The organism is Sphingomonas pollutisoli, from assembly GCF_029167165.1.
GTDB lineage: Bacteria > Pseudomonadota > Alphaproteobacteria > Sphingomonadales > Sphingomonadaceae > Sphingomonas > Sphingomonas pollutisoli.
Map to the genome: position 1 here is coordinate 563,943 of NZ_JARFNJ010000001.1, position 21,210 is coordinate 585,152.

26 protein-coding genes are annotated in these 21,210 nt (G+C 67.9%); 15 read left to right on the plus strand and 11 right to left on the minus strand.

Annotated features, from left to right (window positions below; genetic code table 11):
• Positions 1–15: 15 nt before the first annotated feature.
• From PX554_RS02750 to PX554_RS02760, 3 genes are all read right to left on the minus strand, one after another.
• Positions 16–354, minus strand: coding sequence for a P-II family nitrogen regulator (locus PX554_RS02750; RefSeq protein ID WP_275498726.1), 339 nt, complete (start codon positions 352–354; stop codon positions 16–18).
• A 142-nt stretch (positions 355–496) separates the two neighbouring features.
• Positions 497–700 carry a putative signal transducing protein gene (locus tag PX554_RS02755; RefSeq protein ID WP_275498727.1) on the minus strand — a complete coding sequence of 68 codons (204 nt, stop codon included), beginning with the start codon at positions 698–700 and terminating at the stop codon, positions 497–499.
• Positions 700–1,638, minus strand: coding sequence for a DUF5996 family protein (locus PX554_RS02760; protein WP_275498729.1), 939 nt, complete (start codon positions 1,636–1,638; stop codon positions 700–702). Before PX554_RS02760 ends, PX554_RS02755 begins: the two co-directional genes overlap by 1 nt.
• A gap of 227 nt (positions 1,639–1,865) precedes the next feature.
• On the opposite strand from PX554_RS02760, the gene PX554_RS02765 reads away from it, so the two are divergent.
• Positions 1,866–2,168 (plus strand): hypothetical protein, encoded by a 303-nt coding sequence (locus PX554_RS02765; protein WP_275498731.1) that lies wholly within the window; start codon positions 1,866–1,868, stop codon positions 2,166–2,168.
• Positions 2,169–2,207: 39 nt separating this feature from the next.
• Entirely contained in the window at positions 2,208–2,885 is a 678-nt protein-coding gene (locus PX554_RS02770; RefSeq protein WP_275498733.1) for a hypothetical protein, read from the plus strand.
• Positions 2,886–2,906: 21 nt separating this feature from the next.
• Here the strand turns inward: PX554_RS02770 and tldD are convergent, their stop codons facing one another.
• Complete coding sequence (gene tldD, locus PX554_RS02775; RefSeq protein WP_093223528.1) at positions 2,907–4,337, minus strand: metalloprotease TldD; 1,431 nt, start codon at positions 4,335–4,337, stop codon at positions 2,907–2,909.
• Positions 4,338–4,394: 57 nt separating this feature from the next.
• Positions 4,395–4,628, minus strand: coding sequence for a zinc-finger domain-containing protein (locus PX554_RS02780; protein ID WP_093223526.1), 234 nt, complete (start codon positions 4,626–4,628; stop codon positions 4,395–4,397).
• Between the two features lie 88 nt (positions 4,629–4,716).
• Between PX554_RS02780 and PX554_RS02785 the strand changes: the two genes are divergently transcribed.
• The 3 genes from PX554_RS02785 (at position 4,717) to bla (ending at position 8,572) form a co-directional block, all read left to right on the plus strand.
• Entirely contained in the window at positions 4,717–5,643 is a 927-nt protein-coding gene (locus tag PX554_RS02785) for an ABC transporter ATP-binding protein (protein ID WP_093223771.1), read from the plus strand.
• Positions 5,644–5,745: 102 nt separating this feature from the next.
• Positions 5,746–7,332 carry an L-aspartate oxidase gene (nadB, locus tag PX554_RS02790; RefSeq protein WP_093223525.1) on the plus strand — a complete coding sequence of 529 codons (1,587 nt, stop codon included), beginning with the start codon at positions 5,746–5,748 and terminating at the stop codon, positions 7,330–7,332.
• 139 nt (positions 7,333–7,471) lie between these two features.
• The gene (gene bla, locus PX554_RS02795) at positions 7,472–8,572 is read left to right on the plus strand and encodes a class A beta-lactamase (RefSeq protein WP_371128272.1); all 1,101 of its coding nucleotides are present in this window, start codon (positions 7,472–7,474) and stop codon (positions 8,570–8,572) included.
• Between the two features lie 257 nt (positions 8,573–8,829).
• Here bla and PX554_RS02800 read toward each other — a convergent pair whose 3' ends face one another.
• On the minus strand, positions 8,830–9,873 hold the full coding sequence (locus PX554_RS02800) for a DUF2332 domain-containing protein (RefSeq protein ID WP_275498740.1): 1,044 nt from the start codon (positions 9,871–9,873) through the stop codon (positions 8,830–8,832).
• Positions 9,874–9,931: 58 nt separating this feature from the next.
• On the opposite strand from PX554_RS02800, the gene hisG reads away from it, so the two are divergent.
• The 3 genes from hisG (at position 9,932) to nusB (ending at position 12,578) form a co-directional block, all read left to right on the plus strand.
• A complete protein-coding gene (hisG, locus tag PX554_RS02805; protein WP_275498742.1) occupies positions 9,932–10,594 on the plus strand; it encodes an ATP phosphoribosyltransferase in 663 nt (220 codons plus the stop codon).
• A gap of 117 nt (positions 10,595–10,711) precedes the next feature.
• Entirely contained in the window at positions 10,712–11,995 is a 1,284-nt protein-coding gene (gene hisD, locus PX554_RS02810; protein WP_275498744.1) for a histidinol dehydrogenase, read from the plus strand.
• A gap of 118 nt (positions 11,996–12,113) precedes the next feature.
• Complete coding sequence (gene nusB / locus PX554_RS02815) at positions 12,114–12,578, plus strand: transcription antitermination factor NusB (RefSeq protein WP_275498746.1); 465 nt, start codon at positions 12,114–12,116, stop codon at positions 12,576–12,578.
• 209 nt (positions 12,579–12,787) lie between these two features.
• Here the strand turns inward: nusB and PX554_RS02820 are convergent, their stop codons facing one another.
• Positions 12,788–14,380, minus strand: a complete 1,593-nt coding sequence (locus PX554_RS02820) for a cisplatin damage response ATP-dependent DNA ligase (RefSeq protein WP_275498748.1) — start codon at positions 14,378–14,380, stop codon at positions 12,788–12,790.
• Between the two features lie 66 nt (positions 14,381–14,446).
• On the opposite strand from PX554_RS02820, the gene PX554_RS02825 reads away from it, so the two are divergent.
• Entirely contained in the window at positions 14,447–15,277 is an 831-nt protein-coding gene (locus tag PX554_RS02825) for a metallophosphoesterase (protein ID WP_093223517.1), read from the plus strand.
• A gap of 27 nt (positions 15,278–15,304) precedes the next feature.
• Here PX554_RS02825 and PX554_RS02830 read toward each other — a convergent pair whose 3' ends face one another.
• Positions 15,305–15,796, minus strand: a complete 492-nt coding sequence (locus PX554_RS02830; protein WP_093223516.1) for a Dps family protein — start codon at positions 15,794–15,796, stop codon at positions 15,305–15,307.
• Between the two features lie 99 nt (positions 15,797–15,895).
• A complete protein-coding gene (locus tag PX554_RS02835) occupies positions 15,896–16,450 on the minus strand; it encodes a TMEM165/GDT1 family protein (protein ID WP_256326173.1) in 555 nt (184 codons plus the stop codon).
• Positions 16,451–16,657: 207 nt separating this feature from the next.
• Here PX554_RS02835 and rpmG point away from each other — a divergent pair, with 207 nt between their 5' ends.
• Positions 16,658–16,825 carry a 50S ribosomal protein L33 gene (gene rpmG, locus PX554_RS02840; protein ID WP_069203621.1) on the plus strand — a complete coding sequence of 56 codons (168 nt, stop codon included), beginning with the start codon at positions 16,658–16,660 and terminating at the stop codon, positions 16,823–16,825.
• A 104-nt stretch (positions 16,826–16,929) separates the two neighbouring features.
• Here the strand turns inward: rpmG and PX554_RS02845 are convergent, their stop codons facing one another.
• The gene (locus PX554_RS02845) at positions 16,930–17,298 is read right to left on the minus strand and encodes a response regulator (RefSeq protein WP_275498756.1); all 369 of its coding nucleotides are present in this window, start codon (positions 17,296–17,298) and stop codon (positions 16,930–16,932) included.
• A gap of 44 nt (positions 17,299–17,342) precedes the next feature.
• Here PX554_RS02845 and PX554_RS02850 point away from each other — a divergent pair, with 44 nt between their 5' ends.
• From PX554_RS02850 to PX554_RS02860, 3 genes are read left to right on the plus strand one after another with little or no spacing between them, the layout of a single operon-like run.
• Entirely contained in the window at positions 17,343–17,627 is a 285-nt protein-coding gene (locus tag PX554_RS02850) for a DUF3572 domain-containing protein (RefSeq protein WP_275498759.1), read from the plus strand.
• Positions 17,624–18,268: an HAD family hydrolase gene (locus tag PX554_RS02855; RefSeq protein ID WP_275498762.1), complete on the plus strand. Its 645-nt coding sequence runs from the start codon at positions 17,624–17,626 to the stop codon at positions 18,266–18,268. Before PX554_RS02850 ends, PX554_RS02855 begins: the two co-directional genes overlap by 4 nt.
• Positions 18,265–18,729 carry a RidA family protein gene (locus PX554_RS02860; RefSeq protein ID WP_275498764.1) on the plus strand — a complete coding sequence of 155 codons (465 nt, stop codon included), beginning with the start codon at positions 18,265–18,267 and terminating at the stop codon, positions 18,727–18,729. The genes PX554_RS02855 and PX554_RS02860 overlap by 4 nt, the downstream gene beginning before the upstream one ends.
• Before the next feature lie 227 nt (positions 18,730–18,956).
• Here the strand turns inward: PX554_RS02860 and PX554_RS02865 are convergent, their stop codons facing one another.
• A complete protein-coding gene (locus tag PX554_RS02865) occupies positions 18,957–19,586 on the minus strand; it encodes a TlpA family protein disulfide reductase (protein WP_275498766.1) in 630 nt (209 codons plus the stop codon).
• Between the two features lie 19 nt (positions 19,587–19,605).
• Between PX554_RS02865 and argH the strand changes: the two genes are divergently transcribed.
• Entirely contained in the window at positions 19,606–20,973 is a 1,368-nt protein-coding gene (gene argH / locus PX554_RS02870) for an argininosuccinate lyase (RefSeq protein ID WP_275498965.1), read from the plus strand.
• Positions 20,970–21,206, plus strand: a complete 237-nt coding sequence (locus PX554_RS02875; RefSeq protein WP_275498769.1) for a hypothetical protein — start codon at positions 20,970–20,972, stop codon at positions 21,204–21,206. The genes argH and PX554_RS02875 overlap by 4 nt, the downstream gene beginning before the upstream one ends.
• Positions 21,207–21,210 lie beyond the last annotated feature (4 nt).

Sequence of the window (21,210 nt, forward strand, 5' to 3'; positions counted from 1 at the left end):
TCATGAGCCCGGAGTTCACAGTGCCGTCTCGTCGGTTTCGCCGGTGCGGATGCGCACCGTCTGGCCGACATCGAGAACGAAGATCTTGCCGTCGCCGATCGCGCCGGTGTTGGCCGAAGCCTGGATCGATTCGACCACCTTGGCGGCGAGGTCCGACGCGCAGACGATCTCGATCTTGATCTTCGGCACCATGTTGGTGCTGTATTCGGCGCCGCGATAGATTTCGGTCTGCCCCTTCTGGCGGCCGAACCCCTTCACCTCGGTAACGGTCATGCCCGCGACACCGATCTCGGTGAGCGCTTCGCGCACCTCGTCGAGCTTGAACGGTTTGATGATGGCAATAACGAGTTTCACTCGACGCCCCCTCTTGAATAGTCCCGAGAAGTGCTGAGCAAACGCCGTGCCAAGTCGAAACGACGCGATTACGCGACGTTCGACGGAACCAAAACGTTACTTGCGGGTAAATTTTGTGCAGTGGTGCGAAACTGCCCGAATTTCAGGCAGCATCCGCGATGATGTGGCGGGCAGCCTCCGCATCGTCTTCGTCCACCATCACGCGCACCGGGATGAACAGATAGCTGCCGTCGGCGATGCTCGCATTGGCGTCGAGCGCGAGCGCCGGAATCCCGTCCGCCTCGAGCCGCCCGATCACGATATGCGCTTCGTTGCGATTGAATCGGCCGACCTCGACAAGCGCCATCAGACCACCACGCGCGGCACGCGCGGCCGGCCGAGCGGGCATTCGAGCGCGTCGCGGTCCCAATGCGCGAGATCCGCCGCCGCATCATAGGTGCTGTGGCAGAAGGCGAGGATCGCCGCCTGCGGATCGGGCGCGGTGCGCACCGCCTCATAGGGCAGGATGAACTCGCCGAGCGTCGCGTCCCACGCAGCGGCCTCGGGCGCGACGGCGGCGGCGGCATAGCCGGGCGGCGAGGGATAGGCATAAGCGTAGAAGGCGGCGGTCGGATAGGCGTCGCTGCCGGGCCAGAAGCCGACGCTCGCTTCCTCGTGGCTATAGGCTTCGCACGTCACGGCGTCGGGCAGACCGGGCACGCCGCCCGGGTGGCGCGGCGCGGCGCGCCCTGAGAAACGCGTCGCCGCGAGATCGAAACTGCCCCAGAAGAAATGCACCGGGCTGGCCTTGCCCAGAAACCCGGTGCGGAACGTGCGGAACGCGCGCGCGATGCGAATCAACGCGTGCCAGAACGCGCGCACCGCCTCCGCATCATAGGGGCGATGCGCGTGATCCTCGGCGAAGGGCGTCGCATCGGGCATTTCGCTGGGCGCGCCATCGAAGGCGCTCGGCACGCCGAGCTCGTCCAGACAGGCGATCACCGTCTTGTGGAATTCGGCGATGCTGCCGGCATGAAGGCCGATGCCCCGGCTGCGCCCGTCGCTGGTGATGAAGATCAGACGATCGTGGACAAAATCGAAGTCGATTTCGAGAAGACGGTCGCCGAACGGAATTGCCGAGGTGGTGAGCCCGCGCGCCGAAACATATAGCGGCACGTGCCAGCTATGGTTGAGCCACGGCGTCAGCGCGAGCCGCACCTTGCCCACAATCTGCGTGCGAAGCTGGAGCGCGATCGCGGTCTCGCGCCACGCGGGCCAGTCGAGAGTGGGCCAGTCGTCACGCATCGCCGTCTCCAATCGTCCCGGTCGCCACGCATCGCATATCGGCATGGCCGCCGAAGCATCGCGCGGGAAACACCGTCGGGTCAACGGGTCGCTCGACGAAGCGAGCGTGGTGGAGGCCCGGAGCCGTGGCCGCCGTCAGCGCGGTGGCGGACACCCATGCCTCGGCTGCTGACTTCGCCGCGCGAATAGGTTAATATCCGTGCGGTACCGGAAAGGTCAGTGTTCACATGGACGCAAAGAAAGTCGATATCTTCGGGTCTTTCCTCTCGGGCAGCCGGGTGCCGGAGGCGACGCCGGCCGGCGCGGCCCCGCATCCCGAGATCGAGAACGAACTGCTGTCGCTGCTCGCCAAGGCGCCCGAGCCGATCAGCCTGCGCGATTTGGTCGCCCAGACCAGCGGCAGCCCGACGCAGACGCTGAAGGTGCTTGAGGACATGCAGCAATTCAAACTGGTCCGGAAGACCGACGGCGACAGCGGCGGGCGATACGCGCTGACCAGCCTGGGCAATGATCTGGCGCCGATGGAGTAGACGCACGCGGCGCGGGGGCGCGCAAAAAACGGGGTAATCATGGTGGCGATGCTCGCTAACTATGTCTTCGCGGGACTGATCGGCGGCATCGCCGGATCGGTGGAGCTGTTGCGGCGCTATCGCGACGATCCGGTTGCGACGCTCCGCCAGCCGGCGGGCATGCTGTATATCGGCTTTAACGCGCTCAGCTCGCTCCTCGCCTATCACCTCGTGCTGGTGTTCGATGTCCGGTTCGGGATCAAGACGGCGGATCCCGTCCGGCTGGTCACGGTGCAAGTGCTCGCGGCGGGGCTCGCGGCGGTCGCCTTCTTCCGCACCACCCTGTTCACGGTGCGACAGGGCGACGCGACGCTAGAAATCGGGCCGAGCGCGATCCTGCAGGTGCTGCTCGCGGTGACCGATCGGTCGGTCGACCGCAGCCGCGCGTTGCCGCGCGCGAGCGAAGTTCCCGAGATCATGCGCAACGTCGATTTCGCCAAGGCGGTGGATGCGTTGCCCGCGTTCTGCTTCGGCGTGATGCAGAACATCGACACCGACGAACAGACCGCCGCGCGCGAGCAGACCGGCATCATCGCCCGCAGCACGCTCTCCAATGCGCTCAAGGCGAATCTGCTGGGGCTGCTGCTGGTCAATCTGGTCGGGAGGACGGTCCTGCGATCGGCGGTCACCGCGCTCGGCGGCGAGATTCTTCTCGACCCGGCCGCGCCAGCGCCCTGACGCCGGCGCGGCGGCGCCGCGCTAGACCGCCGTCCCGCCGACCGTCAGCCCCTCGACCAGCAGCGTCGGCTGCCCGACGCCCGCCGGCACGCTCTGGCCACCCTTGCCGCACATGCCCACACCCTCGTCGAGCGCGAAGTCGTTGCCGATGCCCTTGACCTTGGTGAGGCAGGTAGGGCCATCGCCGATCAGCGTCGCGCCCTTGATCGGCGCGCCGAGCTTGCCGTTTTCGATCCGGTACGCCTCGGTGCAGGAGAAGACGAACTTGCCCGAGACGATATCGACCTGCCCGCCGCCGAACGACTTGGCGAAAATGCCGGTCTTGACGCGGCTGAGCAGTTCGGCGGGATCGTCGCTGCCACCGCGCATGAAGGTGTTGGTCATGCGCGGCATCGGCGCGTGCGCGAACGATTCGCGGCGGCCGTTGCCGGTCGGCGCGACCCCCATCAGCCGCGCGTTGAGGCGGTCGTGGATATAGCCTTTGAGGATACCGTCCTCGATCAGCACGTTCTCCTGGGTCGGCGTGCCCTCGTCGTCGATCGACAGCGAGCCGCGCCGGTCCATGATCGAACCGTCATCCACCACCGTCACGCCCGGCGCGGCGACGCGCTCGCCGATCCGGCCGGAAAAGGCCGAGGTCCCCTTGCGGTTGAAGTCGCCTTCAAGGCCGTGGCCGATCGCTTCGTGGAGCAGGATGCCCGGCCAGCCCGGCCCGAGCAGCACCGTCATCTCGCCGGCGGGCGCCGCGACCGAGTCGAGATTCACCACCGCCTGCGCCAGTGCCATGTCGATCGCGCGGTTCCATGTCTCGGGCTCGAACAGATCGGCATAGAGATAGCGCCCGCCCAGACCATGCGTGCCGGTTTCGCGGCGGCCGTTCTGCTCGACCACGATCGAGACGTTCAGTCGCACCAGCGGGCGCACGTCGGTCGCGATGAAACCGTCGGGCCGCACGATCTCGACGACCTGCCAGCTTCCCATCAGCGATACAGACACCTGGCTGACGCGCGGATCGCGCGCGCGTGCGGCGGCGTCGATCGTCTGGCACAGATTCACCTTGTCGGCGAACGGCACCAGATCGAGCGGATCGGCGGCGGTATAGAGGTGCCGGTTGGTCGCGCGCGGCGGCGCGGCCTTGGGGCCGGTGGCGGGATCGATCAGCGCCATCGTCTCGGTCGCGCGGCGGATCGCGTCGGCGCTAAGCTCGTTGGCGTGCGCGAACGCGGTCGTCTCGCCCGAGACGGCGCGCAGGCCGAAGCCCGAATGCGTGTCGTAGCTCGCGGTCTTCAACCGACCGTCGTCGAAGCCGAACGCCTCGGACTTGCGATATTGCAGATAGAGTTCGCCATCCTCGGCGCGCGACAGCGCGCTCGCGGCGAGCGCCTGCGCCTCGTCGGGAGAAAGCTGGCCGTCACGATAGAGGAAGGCGCGCGGATCGGTGGGGCTGTTCATCCCGCCAATATAGGGCCGCTCGACGCCGGGTAAATGACCCCCGCGCCGATCCGTCGTTCAGATGCTCGCGCCGGCCGGATGATCGGGCAGGGTCGACTGGTCGACGCCGTCGGCCGGGCCGCCGATCAGCACGAAGCGGCGGTCGCAATAGCCGCAATCGACATAGCCGGTCTCGTCGATTTCGAGAAACACGCGCGGATGGCCGAGCGCGGCCCCGCCGGGAATCTCGCTGGCGCCGTCACAGGCGACGCGGGGCTGGTGGACGCGGGTGATTTCGGGCGGTGCGATCATGGCGGCGAGCGATAGCAGCGCCGGCGCGCGGCTTCAATTGCTCTCTGCGGGGTTGGCGCGCTTGGCCGCGCGGCCTAAAGGTCCGCCCATGACCGAAGCCGCCATCGCGATCACCGATCTGTGCAAGACCTATCAGGGCGGCAAGCGCGCGCTCGATGGCGTGACGTTCGACGTGCCGCGCGGCCAAATCTTCGGGCTGCTCGGGCCGAACGGCGCGGGCAAGTCGACGCTCATCAACATCCTCGCGGGGCTGGTCAACAAGACCAGCGGATCGGCGACGATCTGGGGGTTCGACATCGATCAGCATCCGCGCAACGCCAAGGTGTCGATCGGCATCGTCAATCAGGAGATCCTGTTCGATCCGTTCTTCTCCCCGTTCGAGACGCTCGAGATCGCCGCCGGCCTGTACGGGGTGCCCAAGGGCCACCGCCGCTCGATGGAATTGCTCCGCGCGGTGCATCTCGAGGACAAGGCCAATGCCTATGCGCGTACGCTGTCGGGGGGGATGAAGCGCCGCCTGATGGTGGCCAAGGCGATGGTTCACTCGCCGCCGGTGCTGGTGCTCGACGAGCCGACCGCCGGTGTCGATATCGAGCTTCGCCAGCAGCTCTGGGCCTATGTGAAGACGCTCAACGATCAGGGCGTGACGGTGGTGCTGACCACGCACTATCTCGAAGAGGCCGAGGAGCTCTGCGACCGGATCGCCATCATCAACCACGGTCGGCTGATCGCCAACGAACCGACCCGCGCCTTGGTCGGCATGGCGCAGGAGAAGATCGTCGCGGTGACGGTCGATCGCGACGTGGCGGCGGCGCCGGTGCATGACAGTTTCGAGAAGATCGCGCTCAAGGGCGACCGCGTGCTGGAAGTGACCTATCGCAAGGACCGGGTCAACGCGGGCCAGGTGCTCGCCGCGATCCAGTCGGACGGGTTCGGCATCGTCGATGTCAGCACGCGCGAGGCCGATCTGGAAGACGTGTTCCTCAACCTCACCCGCGCGGCGAACGCGGCCTGAACCGATCAGAAACCCTTCCCCCGTTCGTGTCGAGCGTAGTCGAGACACCCGGCCGGGCGCAGGTGTCTCGACTACGCTCGACACGAACGGAATAAGCATCGCATGCCAGACGCCCATACGAGCGACATCCTCATCATCGGCTCGGGCGCGGCGGGGCTGACCGCCGCGCTCAACCTCGCCGATCATTTCAAGGTAACGGTGCTCGCCAAGGGCAGGCTCGATGAAGGATCGACCGCCTGGGCGCAGGGCGGAATCGCCGCGGTGCTCGAACCGGGCGACACGTTCGAGAGCCACATTAACGATACGATGATTGCGGGCGCCGGCCTCAACGATCTGGCGACGGTCGAGTTCGTCGTCGAGAACGCGCCCAAGGCGATCGCGCGGCTGACCGAACTCGGCGTGCCCTTCAACATGGAGGGTAACGCGCCGCATCTCACGCGCGAGGGCGGGCATTCGCATCGCCGCATCGTCCATGTCGATGACGCGACCGGCCATGCCGTGCAGGTCGCGCTCCAGACGGCGGCGGAAGCGCATCCCAACATCCGGCTGATCCCCGACATGGTCTGCGTCGATCTCGCCACCAGCAAGCATGAGGAGCGCTATTCGGGCGCGGGGCATGTCTGGGGCGTCTATGCGGTCAACCGCGCGACCGGCCGCGTCGAGCTGTTCACCGCGCGCGCGACGATCCTCGCCACCGGCGGCGCGGGCCGCACCTATCTGTTCTCGACCGCGCCGCGCGGCGCGACCGGCGACGGCATCGCGATGGCGTGGCGCGCGGGCGCGCGCGTCTCCAACATGGAGATGATGCAGTTCCACCCCACCTGCCTGTACAACCTCGACGTCAAGAACTTCCTCATCACCGAAGCGGTGCGCGGCGAAGGCGGGCATCTGCTGCTGCCGGATTCAGGCTACCGCTTCATGCCCGATTTCGATCCCCGCGCCGAGCTCGCGCCGCGCGATATCGTCGCGCGCGCGATCGACCACGAGATCAAGCGGCTCGGGCTCGATTACGTCCATCTCGACATCAGCCACCGCGGCGCCGATTTCATCAACGAGCATTTCCCCAACATCAAGGAGAAGCTGCTCGGTCTCGGCATCGACATGACCAAAGAGCCGATTCCGGTCGTGCCCGCGCAACATTACACCTGCGGCGGCATCGTCATCGATATCGACGGGCGCACCGATCTGCCCGCGCTCTATGCGGCGGGGGAATGTTCGGAAAGCGGGCTGCACGGCGCCAACCGGCTCGCTTCCAACTCGCTGCTCGAATGTTTCGTGTTCGGCGAGGCGTGCGCGCGCCACATCACCGACCATTGGGAGGATCTGCCGCCGCCGCCCCGCATCCGCCCCTGGGACGAAAGCCGCGTCACCGATTCGGACGAAGAGGTGGTCATCAAGCAGAACTGGACCGAGATCCGGCGCTTCATGTGGAATTACGTCGGCATCGTGCGCACCACCAAGCGGCTCGAGCGCGCGCAGCACCGCATCCGCATGCTCACCGACGAGATCAACGATTATTACGGCCACTTCCGCGTGACGCCCGACCTGATCGAGCTGCGCAACCTGCTCCAGACCGCCGAACTGATCGTGCGATCGGCGTTGCACCGCAAGGAATCCAGGGGCTTGCACTACACGCTCGATTATCCCGAGATGCTCCCGGAGGCGATCGACACGGTGCTGGTTCCCTGAGCGAGCAGCATTTGCCGCTGATTTGCGTCGGCTCGTCGCGATGGCCGACTCGGGCGGGATGTTATGATATTGCCAAGTTGCGAAAGAATCCGCACCTTCGGCTCTTCCTGCAGATGGGGGTTGGCAGGGCAACCATGAAGTGACCGACACCTTGGCATTCGAATCGTCCCGGCCGCTCACCGGCATCCTGCTCGCCGTGGCGCTGTGCGCCTGCGTCCAAGACACGCGGACGGTGGCGCGGGCGCCCGGCGCGCTTCCCCCACGCTACCCCGCGCAGGTCGTGATGGCGGTGCCGCCGTCCACGCCCCGCCCGGTCGCCGCGCCCGAGGCGCTGGCCCGCTCGATCAACGCGGTCGCGCGCAGCTTCGACGGCCGCGTCGGCGTCGCAGTGCGCAGCATCGACAAGGGCTGGACGGTCGAGAGCAACGGCGATGTCCGCCTGCCGCAGCAAAGCGTGAGCAAGCTGTGGGTGGCGATGACCGTGCTCGATTTCCGCGATTCCGGCCGGCTCACGCTCGACGATCCGATCACCCTCACCCGCAACGACCTGACGCTGTTCCACCAGCCGGTCGCCTCGCTGCTCAAGAACGGTGAATATCAGACCACGGTCGGCGAATTGCTGCGCCGCGCGCTGACGATGAGCGACAACACCTGCAACGATCGGCTGCTGCGCTATGTCGGCGGCCCGAGCGCGGTGCGCGCCTTCATCGCGCGCAAGGGCCTCGGCAACATCCGCTTCGGCCCCGGCGAGCGGCTGCTCCAGAGCGCGACCGCCGGGCTGACCTGGCGGCCCGAATATGCGTTCGGCAACGCCTTCTCGCTCGCGCGCGCGCGGCTGCCGCAATCGGCCCGCATCGCGGCGTTCGAACGCTACGTCGCCGATCCGCCCGACGGCGCCGCCCCGCGCGCGATTGCCGATGCGCTGGCACGGCTCAAGAAGGGCGAGCTGCTCTCGCCCACCTCGACCGCCTACCTCATCAGCACGATGGAATCGTCCAAGACCGGCAAGCAGCGCATGCGCGGCGCGGTGCCGCCGGGCTGGAGCTTCGGCCACAAGACCGGCACCGGCCAGGATCTCGCCGGGCGCACTGCCGGCTATAACGACGTCGGCCTGCTGATGGCGCCCGATGGCCGCGCCTATGCGATCGCGGTGATGATCGGCGACACCCCACGCACGATCCCGCAGCGACAGGAACTGATGCAGTCGGTGGTGCAGGCGGTGGTGGCGAACGGGCAGTAGAAGCGTGAAATTGGGAAAGAGCACGGGCACCCGCCCCCACTCCGTTCGCCCTGAGCGAAGTCGAAGCACGTGCCTCAAGCGCTGACGTCTGCGGCACGTGCTTCGACTTCGCTCAGCACGAACGGAGCGGGGGGACGGCGCAGGTGGTGGTCGCGAACCAACGGTAGAACCGTCGCCCCGGCGCAGGCCGGGGCCGTTGCGTAGTTTGGCGAATCGGATGCCCCACACATAGCGGCCCCGGCCTAGCCGGGGCGACGTCAGATGGGCTCGATCCACGCGCCATGCGCCTGCGCGCGGGCGAGCTTGACCGGTTCGTCGTGGCCGGGCCAGCTCTGCACCCACAATTGCTGCTCGGCGATCGCGCGATCCGGCTCCATCCGCACCCACGCGAGCGGGCGTTCGGGCGTGGCATGCGCCGCCGCCTGCGCCATCGCCGCCGCGATCCGCGCCTGCCGTTCGGCACCCAGATACTGCCACACCACCGAATGCATCAACACGCGCACGACGCCGTCGGGCTGCGGCTCGGCGAGGCGCGCTTCCACCCAGTCGGCGGCGTCGCCCTGTTCAAGCGCGACCGGCTTCGCGCGGATCATCGCGATTGCCCGCGTCAGGCGCTCCATCCGGTCCGGATTGTCCGCCCACACATAGGCGCGCAGCCGCTCGGCGGCAGCGGGATCGCGCACATCGACGGGCGCGATTTCGACCCCGCGCACCGACTGGATCGCGACCGCCACCGCCGGCGGCGGCGCGCCGCGCCAGTCGGGGCGGATCACGACGGGCGAGTCCGCCGGCCCCACCCCCATACCCCCGAGATCGAAGCGGAAGCGATCGATCAGCAGGTTGAGACCCGCGCTCGATCCGATCTCGATCAGGTCCAGCGGCAGGCCGTACCGCCGCGCCACCTCGGTCAGCCCGGTCATCAAGACCGCCGAGCGGCCAGCCTCGTTGGTCTGCGGCGGGCCATCGAGCCAGGCTAGCAGCGCATCGTCATGCACGGCGAAAGTGGCCCGCAACACCGTTTGCACCGGCCCAGGTGCCACCACCTCACCCGCGAACACACGGCTCAACTCCGGCGCGACCCCGGCGAGGTCGAGCGCATGCAGCCCGCCGACCGTGCGCAGCGGCAGCGCGTCGGCGGTCGGCTCGCCCGGCCAGTCGAGAATGCGCGCGCCCGTTCGCGTCGTACGGTCGAGGCTCACCGCGAGCGCGGCGCAGATCCGCGCGGTGATCGGCGCGCCCATCATCTCGCAGAAATGCTGCTGGATCCCGAACGCCTGCCGGTTCGCCGCTTCATCCGCCATGATTCGCCTCCCGCGCTCTGTTGCGCCGGTGCCGCCGCGCAAGTAAAGCCGCGCCTTCATGACCGATCCGATCATCATCGCCGTCCCCAAGGGTCGCATCCTCGAAGAAGCGGTGCCGCTACTCGAACGCGCCGGCATCGTCCCCGAGGCCGCGTTCAGCGACGAGGGCAGCCGCGCTTTGCGCTTCCACACGCAGACGCCCGGCATCGACCTGATCCGCGTGCGCGCGTTCGATGTCGCCACCTTCGTCGCGCACGGCGCCGCGCAACTCGGCATCGTCGGCTCGGACGTGCTGGCGGAGTTCGACTATTCCGAACTGTACGCGCCGGTCGACCTCGGCATCGGCCATTGCCGGCTGTCGGTCGCCGAACCCGCGCAGATGGCGGCGGGCGACGACCCGCGCGGCTGGAGCCACATCCGCATCGCCACCAAATATCCGCACGTCACCGCGCAGCATTTCGAAGCGCGCGGCGTGCAGGCCGAGTGCGTCAAGCTCAACGGCGCGATGGAACTGGCGCCGCTGCTCGGCCTCGCGCCGCGCATCGTCGATCTGGTCTCCTCGGGGCGCACGCTCAAGGAGAACGGGCTGGTCGAGGTCGAGGTGATCGCCGAGGTCTCCTCGCGGCTGATCGTCAACCGCGCCGCCTTTAAGACGCGCGCGGAGATCGTGCCGCTGGTCGAGCGGTTTCGGCGGGCGGTGGAGATACGCGATGCGGCGTGACGCGACTTCACTCCCCTCCCACTTGTGGGAGGGGCTGGGGGAGGGCCTGTCCTCCTCACCCGCCGCGCGTCTGGGGACATGCCCTCCCCTAGCCCCTCCCGCAAGCGGGAGGGGAATGTGATCCGCCTCGCCACATCCGATCCAGCGTTCGCGGTGGACTTCACCGCGCTCGTCAACGCACGCCGCGAGGTCGATGCCGATGTCGCACGCGATGTCCGCACGATCGTCGCCAGCGTGCGCGACGAGGGCGATGCCGCGCTCGCCGCGTTCACGCAGAAGTTCGACGGGCATGATCTCCACGCGACCGGCTGGCGGATCGAAAAATCCGAGTGGATCGCCGCCTACGACGCGCTCGCGCCCGATCTGCGCGCCGCGCTCGATCTCGCCGCCGCGCGCATCACCGCCTATCACGAGAAGCAGAAGCCTGCGGACAGCGACACCACCGACTCGGCGGGCGTCCGGCTCGGCGCGCGCTGGAACGCGATTGAAGCGGCCGGCATCTACATCCCCGGCGGCCGCGCCGCCTATCCGTCCTCGGTGCTGATGAACGCGATCCCCGCGCGGGTCGCCGGGGTCGAGCGGCTGGTGATGGTCACGCCGACGCCGAAGGGCGAGGTCAACCCGCTCGTGCTCGCCGCCGCGCACCTCGCGGGGGTGGACGAGGTGTGGCGCGTCGGCGGCGCGCAGGCGATCGCCGCGCTCGCCTACGGCACGCAGCGGATCGCCGCGGTCGACGTCATCACCGGGCCGGGCAACGCCTGGGTCGCCGAGGCCAAGCGCCAGCTCTATGGGTTGGTCGGCATCGACATGGTGGCAGGGCCAAGCGAGATCGTCGTGGTGGCCGACGGCAAGAACGATCCCGCCTGGATCGCCGCCGATCTGCTCAGCCAGGCCGAACATGATCCTACCAGCCAGTCGATCCTGTTCACCGACGATGCCGCGTTTGCGGACGCCGTCGCCGACGCGGTCGATCTCCAGATCGGCCAGCTCGCCACCGCCGACACCGCGCGGCAGAGCTGGGACGGGAACGGCGCGATCATCGTCACCGCCAGTCTCGAAGAGGCGATCCCGCTGGTCGATCGACTCGCGCCTGAGCATCTCGAACTGGCGTGCGACGATCCGCAGACGCTGTTCGATCGCGTGCGCCATGCCGGGTCGGTGTTCCTCGGCCGCCACACGCCCGAGGCGATCGGCGATTATGTCGCCGGCCCGAACCACGTGCTGCCAACCGGCCGCCGCGCGCGCTTCGCGAGCGGACTGTCGGTGCTCGATTTCATGAAGCGGACCAGCTTCCTTCAGCTCGATCCGGCGAGCCTCGCCGCGATCGGCCCGGCGGCGGTGGCGCTCGCGGAAACCGAAGGACTGCCCGCGCACGCCAAATCGGTCGCACTACGGCTGTAAAACACCAACAGCCGTTCGCCCCGAGCGAAGTCGAGGGGCAGCCCCGAGCGCAGGTGCCTCGACTTCGCTCGGCACGAACGGGGTGTGATTTTTCGCCCGCCTTCGCTAAAGGCCCCGAATGCCTTCCCGTACCGCTGCCCGATCCAAGGCCCGCGCCGCCGCGCGTCTCGCCGCCACCCAGGCCCTCTACCAGCATGAGATGGAGGGGACGCCGGTGCCGCGCCTGCTCCACGAATTTCACAACCACCGGCTCGGCGCGACCATTGAGGATGCCGAATATGCCGAGGCCGACGTCGCCTTCTTCGACGATGTCGTGACCGGCGCGACCGCGCGCGGCGCCGAGATCGACGCGGCGATCCGCCAGAAGCTCGCGAGCGGCTGGACGCTCGAACGGCTCGACAAGTCGATGCGCGCGATCCTGCGCGCCGGCACCTACGAATTGCTCGCGCGAGTCGATGTGCCGGTCGCCACCGTCATCAGCGAATATGTCGATGTCGCGCACGCCTTCTTCGACAAGCGCGAGGCCGGCTTCGTCAACGGGCTGCTCGACGGCATCGCCAAGGACGTGCGCCGCACGGGGTGAGGCCAGCATGAAGCGCGACTACGACAAGTACCTCCGTTCGTGCTGAGTAGCTGCCGAGTAGGCGCGCAGCGCCGTACCGAGGTAGCGTATCGAAGCACCGCCCCGCGAGATTACCTGTCCTTCGATACACCACCTCGATACGCCCTGCGGGCTAATCGGTGGTTACTCAGGACGAACGGTTTCGGGGAAAGGGCTGATGCCCTCGCGGGCTACGTCACCAGCCGCCTGAGCCCCGCCACCGTATCCGCCTCGTTCGCCGGCTTGTCGGTGCGGATGCGGGCGATGCGGGGGAAGCGCATCGCCACGCCCGATTTGTGCCGCTTCGACTCGTGGATCGAATCGAACGCGATCTCCAGCACCAAGCTCTTCTCGACTTCGCGCACCGGCCCGAACCGCGCGGTGGTATGCGCGCGCACGAACCGGTCGAGCATCTTCATCTCCTCGTCGGTGATGCCCGAATAGGCCTTGCCGACCGGCAGCAACTCGCCGTCCTCGGTCCAGCAGCCGAAGGTGTAATCCGAATAGAAGGACGAGCGCCGCCCGTTGCCGCGCTGCGCGTACATCATCACGCAATCGGCGGTGAGCGGATCGCGCTTCCATTTGTACCACAGCCCGACTCGCCGCCCGGCGACATACGCCGAGTCACGCCGCTTGAGCATCACCCCCTCGATCGCCCCGTCGCGCGCGCCGGCGCGAATGCCTTCGAGGGTGGTGAAATCGGGCGCGGCGATCAGCGCGCTTACGTCGAACCGCTCGGCCGGCAGCCGCGCCGCGAAATCCTCGAGCCGTGCGCGCCGCTCAGTCCACCCCAACGCGCGCAAATCCTCGGCGCCGTCGAACAGGATGTCGTAGAGCCGCACGAACGCCGGCGCCTCGGCCAGCATCTTCGCCGACACCACCTTGCGCCCGAGCCGCTGCTGGAGCGCGTTGAAGCTCGCAGCACCGCCTTCTTCGGTGCTGTGCCCCTGCGCGTCCCCCTTCACCATCAGCTCGCCGTCGAGCACCCCCGGCACGGTGAAGGCGCGCGCCACTTCTGGGAAGGCGCGGGTGATGTCGTCGCCGGCACGGCTGTAGAGCCGCGTCTCGCCCGCGACATGGACGAGCTGGACGCGAATCCCGTCCCATTTCCACTCGGCCGCATAGTCGGTGAGATCGACTCGGCCGTCCTCAAGCGGGTGCGCGAGCATGAACGGGCGGAACACCGGCGTGTCGGCGGCGGTCGGCAACGTCCCCTCGCCCTGCGCCCAGGCGAACAGCGCCGAATAGGGCGGGTCGATGCCGTGCCACAGCTCCTCGACCGCCTCGATCTCGAGCGCGAACGCCTGTGCCAGCGCGGTCTTTGCGAGCCGCGCCGACACGCCGATCCGCAAAGCGCCCATCGCCATCTTGAGCAGAGCGAAGCGCTCGTTGGCGTTGAGCCGGTCGAGCATCGCCGCCAGCGCGCCCGGCGCATCGGCGCGCGAGAGGCTGCCGAGTCGATCGATCACCGCGGAGAGCGACAGCGGCCCGCTCTCGCGCGGCGGCACGATCGGGTCTGGCCACAGCAGGCTCACCGTTTCGGCGGTGTCGCCGACATAGTCGCGGCTCATCGCGAACAGCACGGGATCGACTCGCGCCTCGATCAGCGCGCGGATCAGCGCTGGCTTGATCGCGGGCAGATCAAGGTCGCCGGTCAGCACCGCCATCGCCCAGCCGCGATCGGGGTCGGGCGTGGTGTGGAGATAATCGACGATCAGCTTGAGCTTCGCGTTGCGCGAGCGCGTGTAGATGAGCGAATCGAGGAGCTGCGCGAAGGCTTGCATCAGGGTTCAACATGGGGCCACGCCGGTGGTTCCGCCAGCCCGCGCCATCTGTTAGCAGGTGCAGCAATGCGCCGCCTTCTTCTCGCTTTCGGCCTGCTGCTCGTGATCGGGGTGGCGGTCGCGCTTTATGCCTTCGCAGAAGCGCGGCGCGATCCGGTGGTGCGCCGCGCCGATATCGCACTGCCGCGCTGGCCCGCCGGGCAACCGGTGGTGCGCGTCGTGCTGGTAAGCGACATCCACATCGGCTCGCTGGCGAGCGACGCCACGCGGCTGAACCGGATCGTCGCGCAGATCAATGCGCTCAATCCCGATCTGGTACTGATCGCGGGCGATTTCATCTTCGGCGAGCGCAAGGATGGCGCGGCGCTGCACGGCCCGGCGATGATCGCGCCGCTGAAGGGCCTGCACGCGCGGCTCGGCGTTTTCGCGGTGCCTGGCAACCACGATCACGCGACCGGTCTGCCGGTGGTGGCGCGCGATCTTGCCGCTGTCGGCATCACGCTGCTGCGCGACAAGGCGATGGTGGTCGGCCCGCTCGTGCTGGGCGGAGTCGATGACGCGGCGAGTGGCCATGCCCACCCGATCTACACGATGGCGCAGATGCGGATTCTGCCCGGCGCGCCGGTCGTGTTCACGCATTCGCCTCAGATCGCCAAGGATATGGCGCCCGACATGCCGCTGCTGCTCGCCGGACACACGCATTGCGGTCAGGTGGTGTTGCCGCTGATTGGGCCGATCGTCGAGGTGACGCCGGCGCAATATCGCTGCGGCATGATCGGCGACGGCACCGGAAAGGTCGTCGTCACCGCCGGGCTCGGCGCGACCGGGGTGCCGTTCCGGCTCGGCGCGCCGCCCGATCTCTGGCTGCTGACGCTGCGGCCGAAGCCCGGCGCCTGAGCGCCGGGCCGGCCACAACCGCGTGGCTCAGGCGTTGCGGCTCGCTTCGAACAGGAACCAGGCGCGCTCCTCGGCGAGGTCGGTCCACTCGTCGAGGATGCCGCTGGTGGCATTGTCCTTGGCCTCGTCGACGATGTCCTTGGCCTCGCGCAGCTTCTCGACCAGCTTGAGATTGTCCTCGCGCAGCTCGATCAGCATCTGCGCGGCGGGTACGAATTCCTCGTCATTGTCCTCGATCGACTGGTGGCGCGCGATGTCGCCGATCGAGCGCAGCGTGGTGTTGCCGGTCTTGCGCACACGCTCGGCGATCGCGTCGGTGGTGCCGAGGATCTGCGTCGCCTGATCGTCGAGCATCAGATGATAATCGCGGAAATGCGGGCCCGAAACGTGCCAATGGAAGTTCTTGGTCTTGAGGTAGAGCGCGAACGAATCGGCGAGGATCGCGTTGAGCGCCTCGGCGACCGTCTTCGCGGCGTTGGACTTGATGTCGGTCGGGGTTTTCAGCGCGTCGTCGGTCACGGAACAGCTCCTGTGGATAAGTTCGTTGCGTGAACGATTCGATAGCGCAATGGCTCCCGCCTGTCCGCCCACGTTTTTGCGATCGGACTGATCGAGTGGCTAGATCAGGCGCAACGCCGACACGCCCGAGATCGCGCCGACCGCGCACAGCAGCAGCCCGGTGCCGATACGGATCGCGCGAATCGGCAACCGCTTGCGCATACGCTCTCCGGTCAGCACGGCGGCGGCGTTGACCAGCCCGGCCCCCAGCGTCGCGCCGATCGCGGCGAGCACGGGCGCGTCGCCGCGCGCCGCGAACGCCATCGTCGCGAACTGGGTGCGGTCCCCGAAGGCGAGGATGGCGACGCCGAGGAAGCTCGTCGCGAACGCCCCGGTTCGCCATGTTACGAGTCGTTCGGGCGCTTTCAGCCGGCCGAACGCCCCCAGGCCCGCCGAGAGCAGGGCCACCGACACCAGCAGCGCGCGCGCATTGGGCGTGAGATGCGCGGCGACCAGCCCCCCGCCCGCCCCCGCGATGCCGTTGCCGAGCGCGAGCGCGAGCACGGTCGCGGCGATCACCGTGCCGCGCCGCGCGAATCGGTCGCCGAGGATCGCCGCCAGCCACGGCGCCCGATCGCCAACCTCGATCACGAGCGCGGCGACGAACGCCGCCATCAGCGCATCCATCGCGCGCTCAGCCCGCCCGGCGGGGTATTGGAAGCGACATCGCCATGCGACCGCGCTAAGCGCGCGAGGGTATCGGTCGCGTTAACGCGGGCGCGAGGCTTGACAATTCCGGCCGCGTGCGCCAACGCGCTTCGCCTACGGGGCGGCCCATCGCGGCCGCCTTTGCTTTTTTACGATTTGCAGGAAACAGGGCTCATGGCCAAGCCAACCACCGTCAAGATCAAGCTCATCAGCTCGGCTGACACTGGCTTCTTCTACGTGACCAAGAAGAACCCGCGCACCAAGACCGAGAAGCTGAGCTTCAAGAAGTACGATCCGGTCGTGCGCAAGCATGTCGAGTTCAAGGAAGCCAAGATCAAGTGATCTAAAGGGCGGCGTAAGCCGCCTTTGGATCATTCCCGCGCAAGCGGAGATCAAGAGCCGCGGGGGCGACCTCGGCGGCTTTTTGGCATGTCAGTTTTGGTACGTCACGGCGCCATCAGCGCGTTGACCGCCTCGACGAATCGCATCAGCGAAATCGGCTTGGAGACATAGGCGTCGGCCCCCGCGCCGCGAATCCGCTCCTCGTCTTCGCGCCCGGCATAGGCCGTCACCGCCATGATCGGGATCTCGCGCAGCGCCGGATCGCCCTTCAACTGCGTGATGAGCTCGAAGCCGGTGACATGCGGGAGCTGGATGTCGGTGATGATCAGATCCGGCGCGAAATCGCGCGCGCGCGCCACCGCCTCGCGTCCGTCGCGCAGGCCCTCGGTCACGAACGCATGGGCGCGCAGCAGATCGCAGAAAAGTTTGAGGTTGAGTTCGTTGTCCTCGACAACGAGCACCCTTTTTGCCACGTCCACCCCGATCCGAACCTCGACTTGAAAGCGCTGGTTACGCAATGCGCGCGCCCGATACAAATGCCGACGCGACCGAGCTGGCGCTGCGCGCGCTGGTGTGGACCCTCGCCGAACCCGATCGCGCGCAGCGCCTGCTCGACACCACCGGGCTGATGCCCGACGATCTGCGCGCCCGCGCCGGTGAGCCTGCCGTGCTGGGTGCGGTACTCGCGTTTCTGGAAGGCTATGAGCCGGACCTGATCGCCTGCGCCGACGGGCTGGACGTCCGCCCCGAAGCGATCGTCGCCGCGCACAGGGCGCTCGATGGCGGAGCGTTCGACGCATGAGCCGGCCCCTGCTCATCACCGATTGCGACGAGGTGCTGCTGCACATGGTGCGGCACTTCGGCGTGTGGCTGCGCGAATCGCATGATATCGACTTCGACGTCGCCGGCCCGGAAATGTTCACCAGCATGCGCCGCGCCAATGGCGAACGGCCGAGCACCGAGGAGATGTGGGGCTATCTCGGCGGCTTCTTCCCCGGCGAAATGGAGCGCCAGACCTTGGTGCCGCATGCGCGCGAGGCGCTGGCGGCGCTGAGCGACGTGGCCGACATCGTCGTGCTGACGAATTTGCAGGATCATGTCCGCGATGCGCGGATCGAGCAGCTCGCGCGCTTCGACATCCGCCACCGGGTCGAGACCAACCAGGGCGGCAAGGGCGATCCGGTCGCAAGGCTCGTTGCCGAATATGACGCGAGCGTCGCGGTGTTCGTCGATGATCTCGCCGTGCATCACGAATCGGTCGCGAAACACGCGCCGCACGTCCACCGGCTGCACATGATCTCCGAACCTGATCTCGCGCCCAACGTGCCGGCAGCGCCTTACGCACACGCGCGGATCGATGACTGGCAGGACGCGCAGGCGTGGATCGCCGATCGCTTCGCCGCCGGCCTGCCCGCTTCCTTCCCTGAGAGAGACGCATCATGACCGACCGTATCGACCGCAAGCTCGCCGAACTCGGCCTCACCCTGCCCGTCGCCGCCGCGCCGGTCGCCTCCTATGTGGCGGCTGTCGAAGCGTCGGGGCTGCTCCACATCTCCGGCCAGTTGCCGTTCGACGACGGCGCGCTGATGACTGGGCGGCTCGGCGAGGATCGCGACGTCGCTTATGGCACCCACGCGGCGCAGCGCTGCGCGCTGATGCTCGTCGCACAGATCAAGGCGGCGCTCGGCGGGCTGCACCGTGTCGAGCGGATCGTGAAGCTCGGCGTGTTCATCAACTCCGCCGCCGACTTCACCGATCAACCCAAGGTCGCCAACGGCGCGTCGGACCTGATGGTCGAACTGTTCGGCGACGCCGGCAAGCACGCGCGCAGCGCGGTCGGCGTGCCGGTGCTGCCGCTCGGCGCGGTCGTCGAGGTCGATGCAATCGTGAAGATCGCCGACTGACACGTCGCCCCGGCGCAGGCCGGGGCCGCTGCGTTGCTTTACGGACCCGCTGCCCCAACCATAACGGCCCCGGCCTGCGCCGGGGCGACGATAGTTTTGCTCTCAATCCGCTCTGCACCACCCGGCGCATAATTCACGCGGAGGCGCGGAGGCGCGGAGAGGAAGATGAGACGGCGCTACGCGCCCCTTCTTCTTCGCGCCTCCGCGCCTCCGCGTGCAAAACCTTGCTACTTCGCCTCAGCGAGCAGCGCCTGCGCGGTCGGGGTGGTCCAATCCATCCCGCCGACCATCCGCCACACTTCATGCCCGGTCGAATCGTAGAGGATGCTGGTCGGTAGGCTGGCGTTGAACGCTATGCTCAGGCCCACCTTCGAATCGAGATACGGCTGAAGCCGCGTGAAGCCCTTCTTCGCGAAATAGGCGGAGACGGTGCCGCGATCCTTGTCCTGGCTGATCGCCGCGACAGGGAAGGTCGCGGCGGCTTTCTCCAGCGTCGGCATTTCAGCGACGCACGGCCCGCACCAGGTCGCCCACAGATTGACCAGCACCGGCTTGCCCTTGAACGCGGCGATCGTGGTGGGCTTGTCGTTCGCGTCGTCGAAGCTGACGGTGGGCGCGGCTTCGCCCTTGTGGCTGCGGTCGATCGTTCCGATCGGATCGACCGGCACCTTCTCGCCTTCCTTGGGGGCGTCGTCCTTCGAGGTGGCGGCAGGCGTGGGCGAGGGGCTCGCCGAAGCGGTCGGCGCGGCGTGCGGCACCGCTTGCTCCTTGGTGGAGTCTTGCTTATCGCCACAGCCAGTCATCAGGGTGAGCAGCACCAAGGCAGGGAGCGGCACGATCGTCGAGCGTAAGGACATGAAGGACGCATCCAATGCGATGTGGGGCGGCCGTTTCGCGGAAGGCCCGGCGGCGGTGATGCGCGAGATAAATGCCTCGATCCCGTTCGACAAGCGCCTCTGGCGGCAGGACGTCGCGGGCTCGAAGGCGCATGTCGCGATGCTCGGCGCGACCGGCATCGTCGCGGCCGAGGATGCCGCTGTGATCTCGGCCGGGCTCGACACGGTCGCCGCGCACTATGAAGCGAACGGCGTCGCCGAGGACATGGCACTCGAGGACATCCACATGCAGAGCGAGGCGCGGCTCGCCGAGGCGATCGGCCCGGTCGCGGGACGGCTGCACACCGCGCGCTCGCGCAACGATCAGGTCGCAACCGACTTCCGTTTGTGGGTGCGCGATGCGATCGATCAGGTCGATGCCGCGCTCAAGGGCTTCCAGTTGGCGCTTCTCGCCCGCGCCGAGGACCATGCCGACAGCGTGATGCCGGGCTTCACCCACTTGCAAAGCGCGCAGCCGGTCACACTCGGCCATCATCTAATGGCCTATTTCGAGATGACCGCGCGCGACCGCAGCCGCTTCGCCGATGCGCGCGCGCGCGGCAACCGCAGCCCGCTCGGCTCGGCCGCGCTGGCCGGCACCGGCTTCCCGATCGACCGCGCGATGACCGCCGCCGCGCTCGGCTTCGACGGGCCGACGCGCAATTCGCTCGATGCCGTGTCCGACCGGGACTTCGCGATCGACTATCTCACCGCCGCCGCGCAGACCGCGCTGCACATGTCGCGCTTGGCCGAGGAGTTCATCCTGTGGGCGTCGCAGCCGTTCGGCTTCGTCTCGCTGTCGGATCAATGGTCGACCGGCTCGTCGATCATGCCGCAGAAGCGCAACCCCGATGCCGCCGAGCTGGTGCGCGGGCATAGCGGCCGCATCATCGGCTGCCTCACCGCCTTGATGGTGACGATGAAGGGGCTGCCGCTCGCCTATTCGAAGGACATGCAGGACGACAAGCCACCGGTGTTCGAGGCGCACGACCTGCTCGGCCTGTCGATCGCGGCGATGACCGGCATGGTCGAAAGCGCCACTTTCCGAACCGAGCGTATGCGCGCCGCCGCCGAGGCGGGCTTTTCGACCGCGACCGATCTCGCCGACTGGCTGGTGCGCGAGGGCGGCATCCCGTTCCGCGAGGCGCACCACATCACCGGCCGCGCGGTCAAGCGCGCCGAGGAGCTCGGCGTCGCGCTCGACAAGCTGCCGCTCGACGACCTCGTCGCGATCGACGCGCGGATCGACGATCGCGTGTACGGCGTGCTCTCGGTCGATGCGTCGGTGGCGAGCCGCACCAGCTTCGGCGGCACCGCGCCAGCGCGCGTTCGTGCCGCCATCGCGGCGGCACGGGAGCAACTGGCATGAAGCGTCTGGTCCTCGCGGGCGTGCTCGCGCTCGGTGGTTGCGGTTCGGCGTCGGACCTCAAGCCCGCCAGCAATCAGCATCTGCCGGTCGCGCCGTACAGCGCCCGCGCGACACCGACCGCGACGCAATTGCTCACCCCGCCCACCCAGGCCCGGCCCGAGCGCAGCGACGAATTGCTCAAGAAATCGGAAACGCGCCGCGGCGACGAGTTCGATCTTCCCCCCCATAACTGAACGG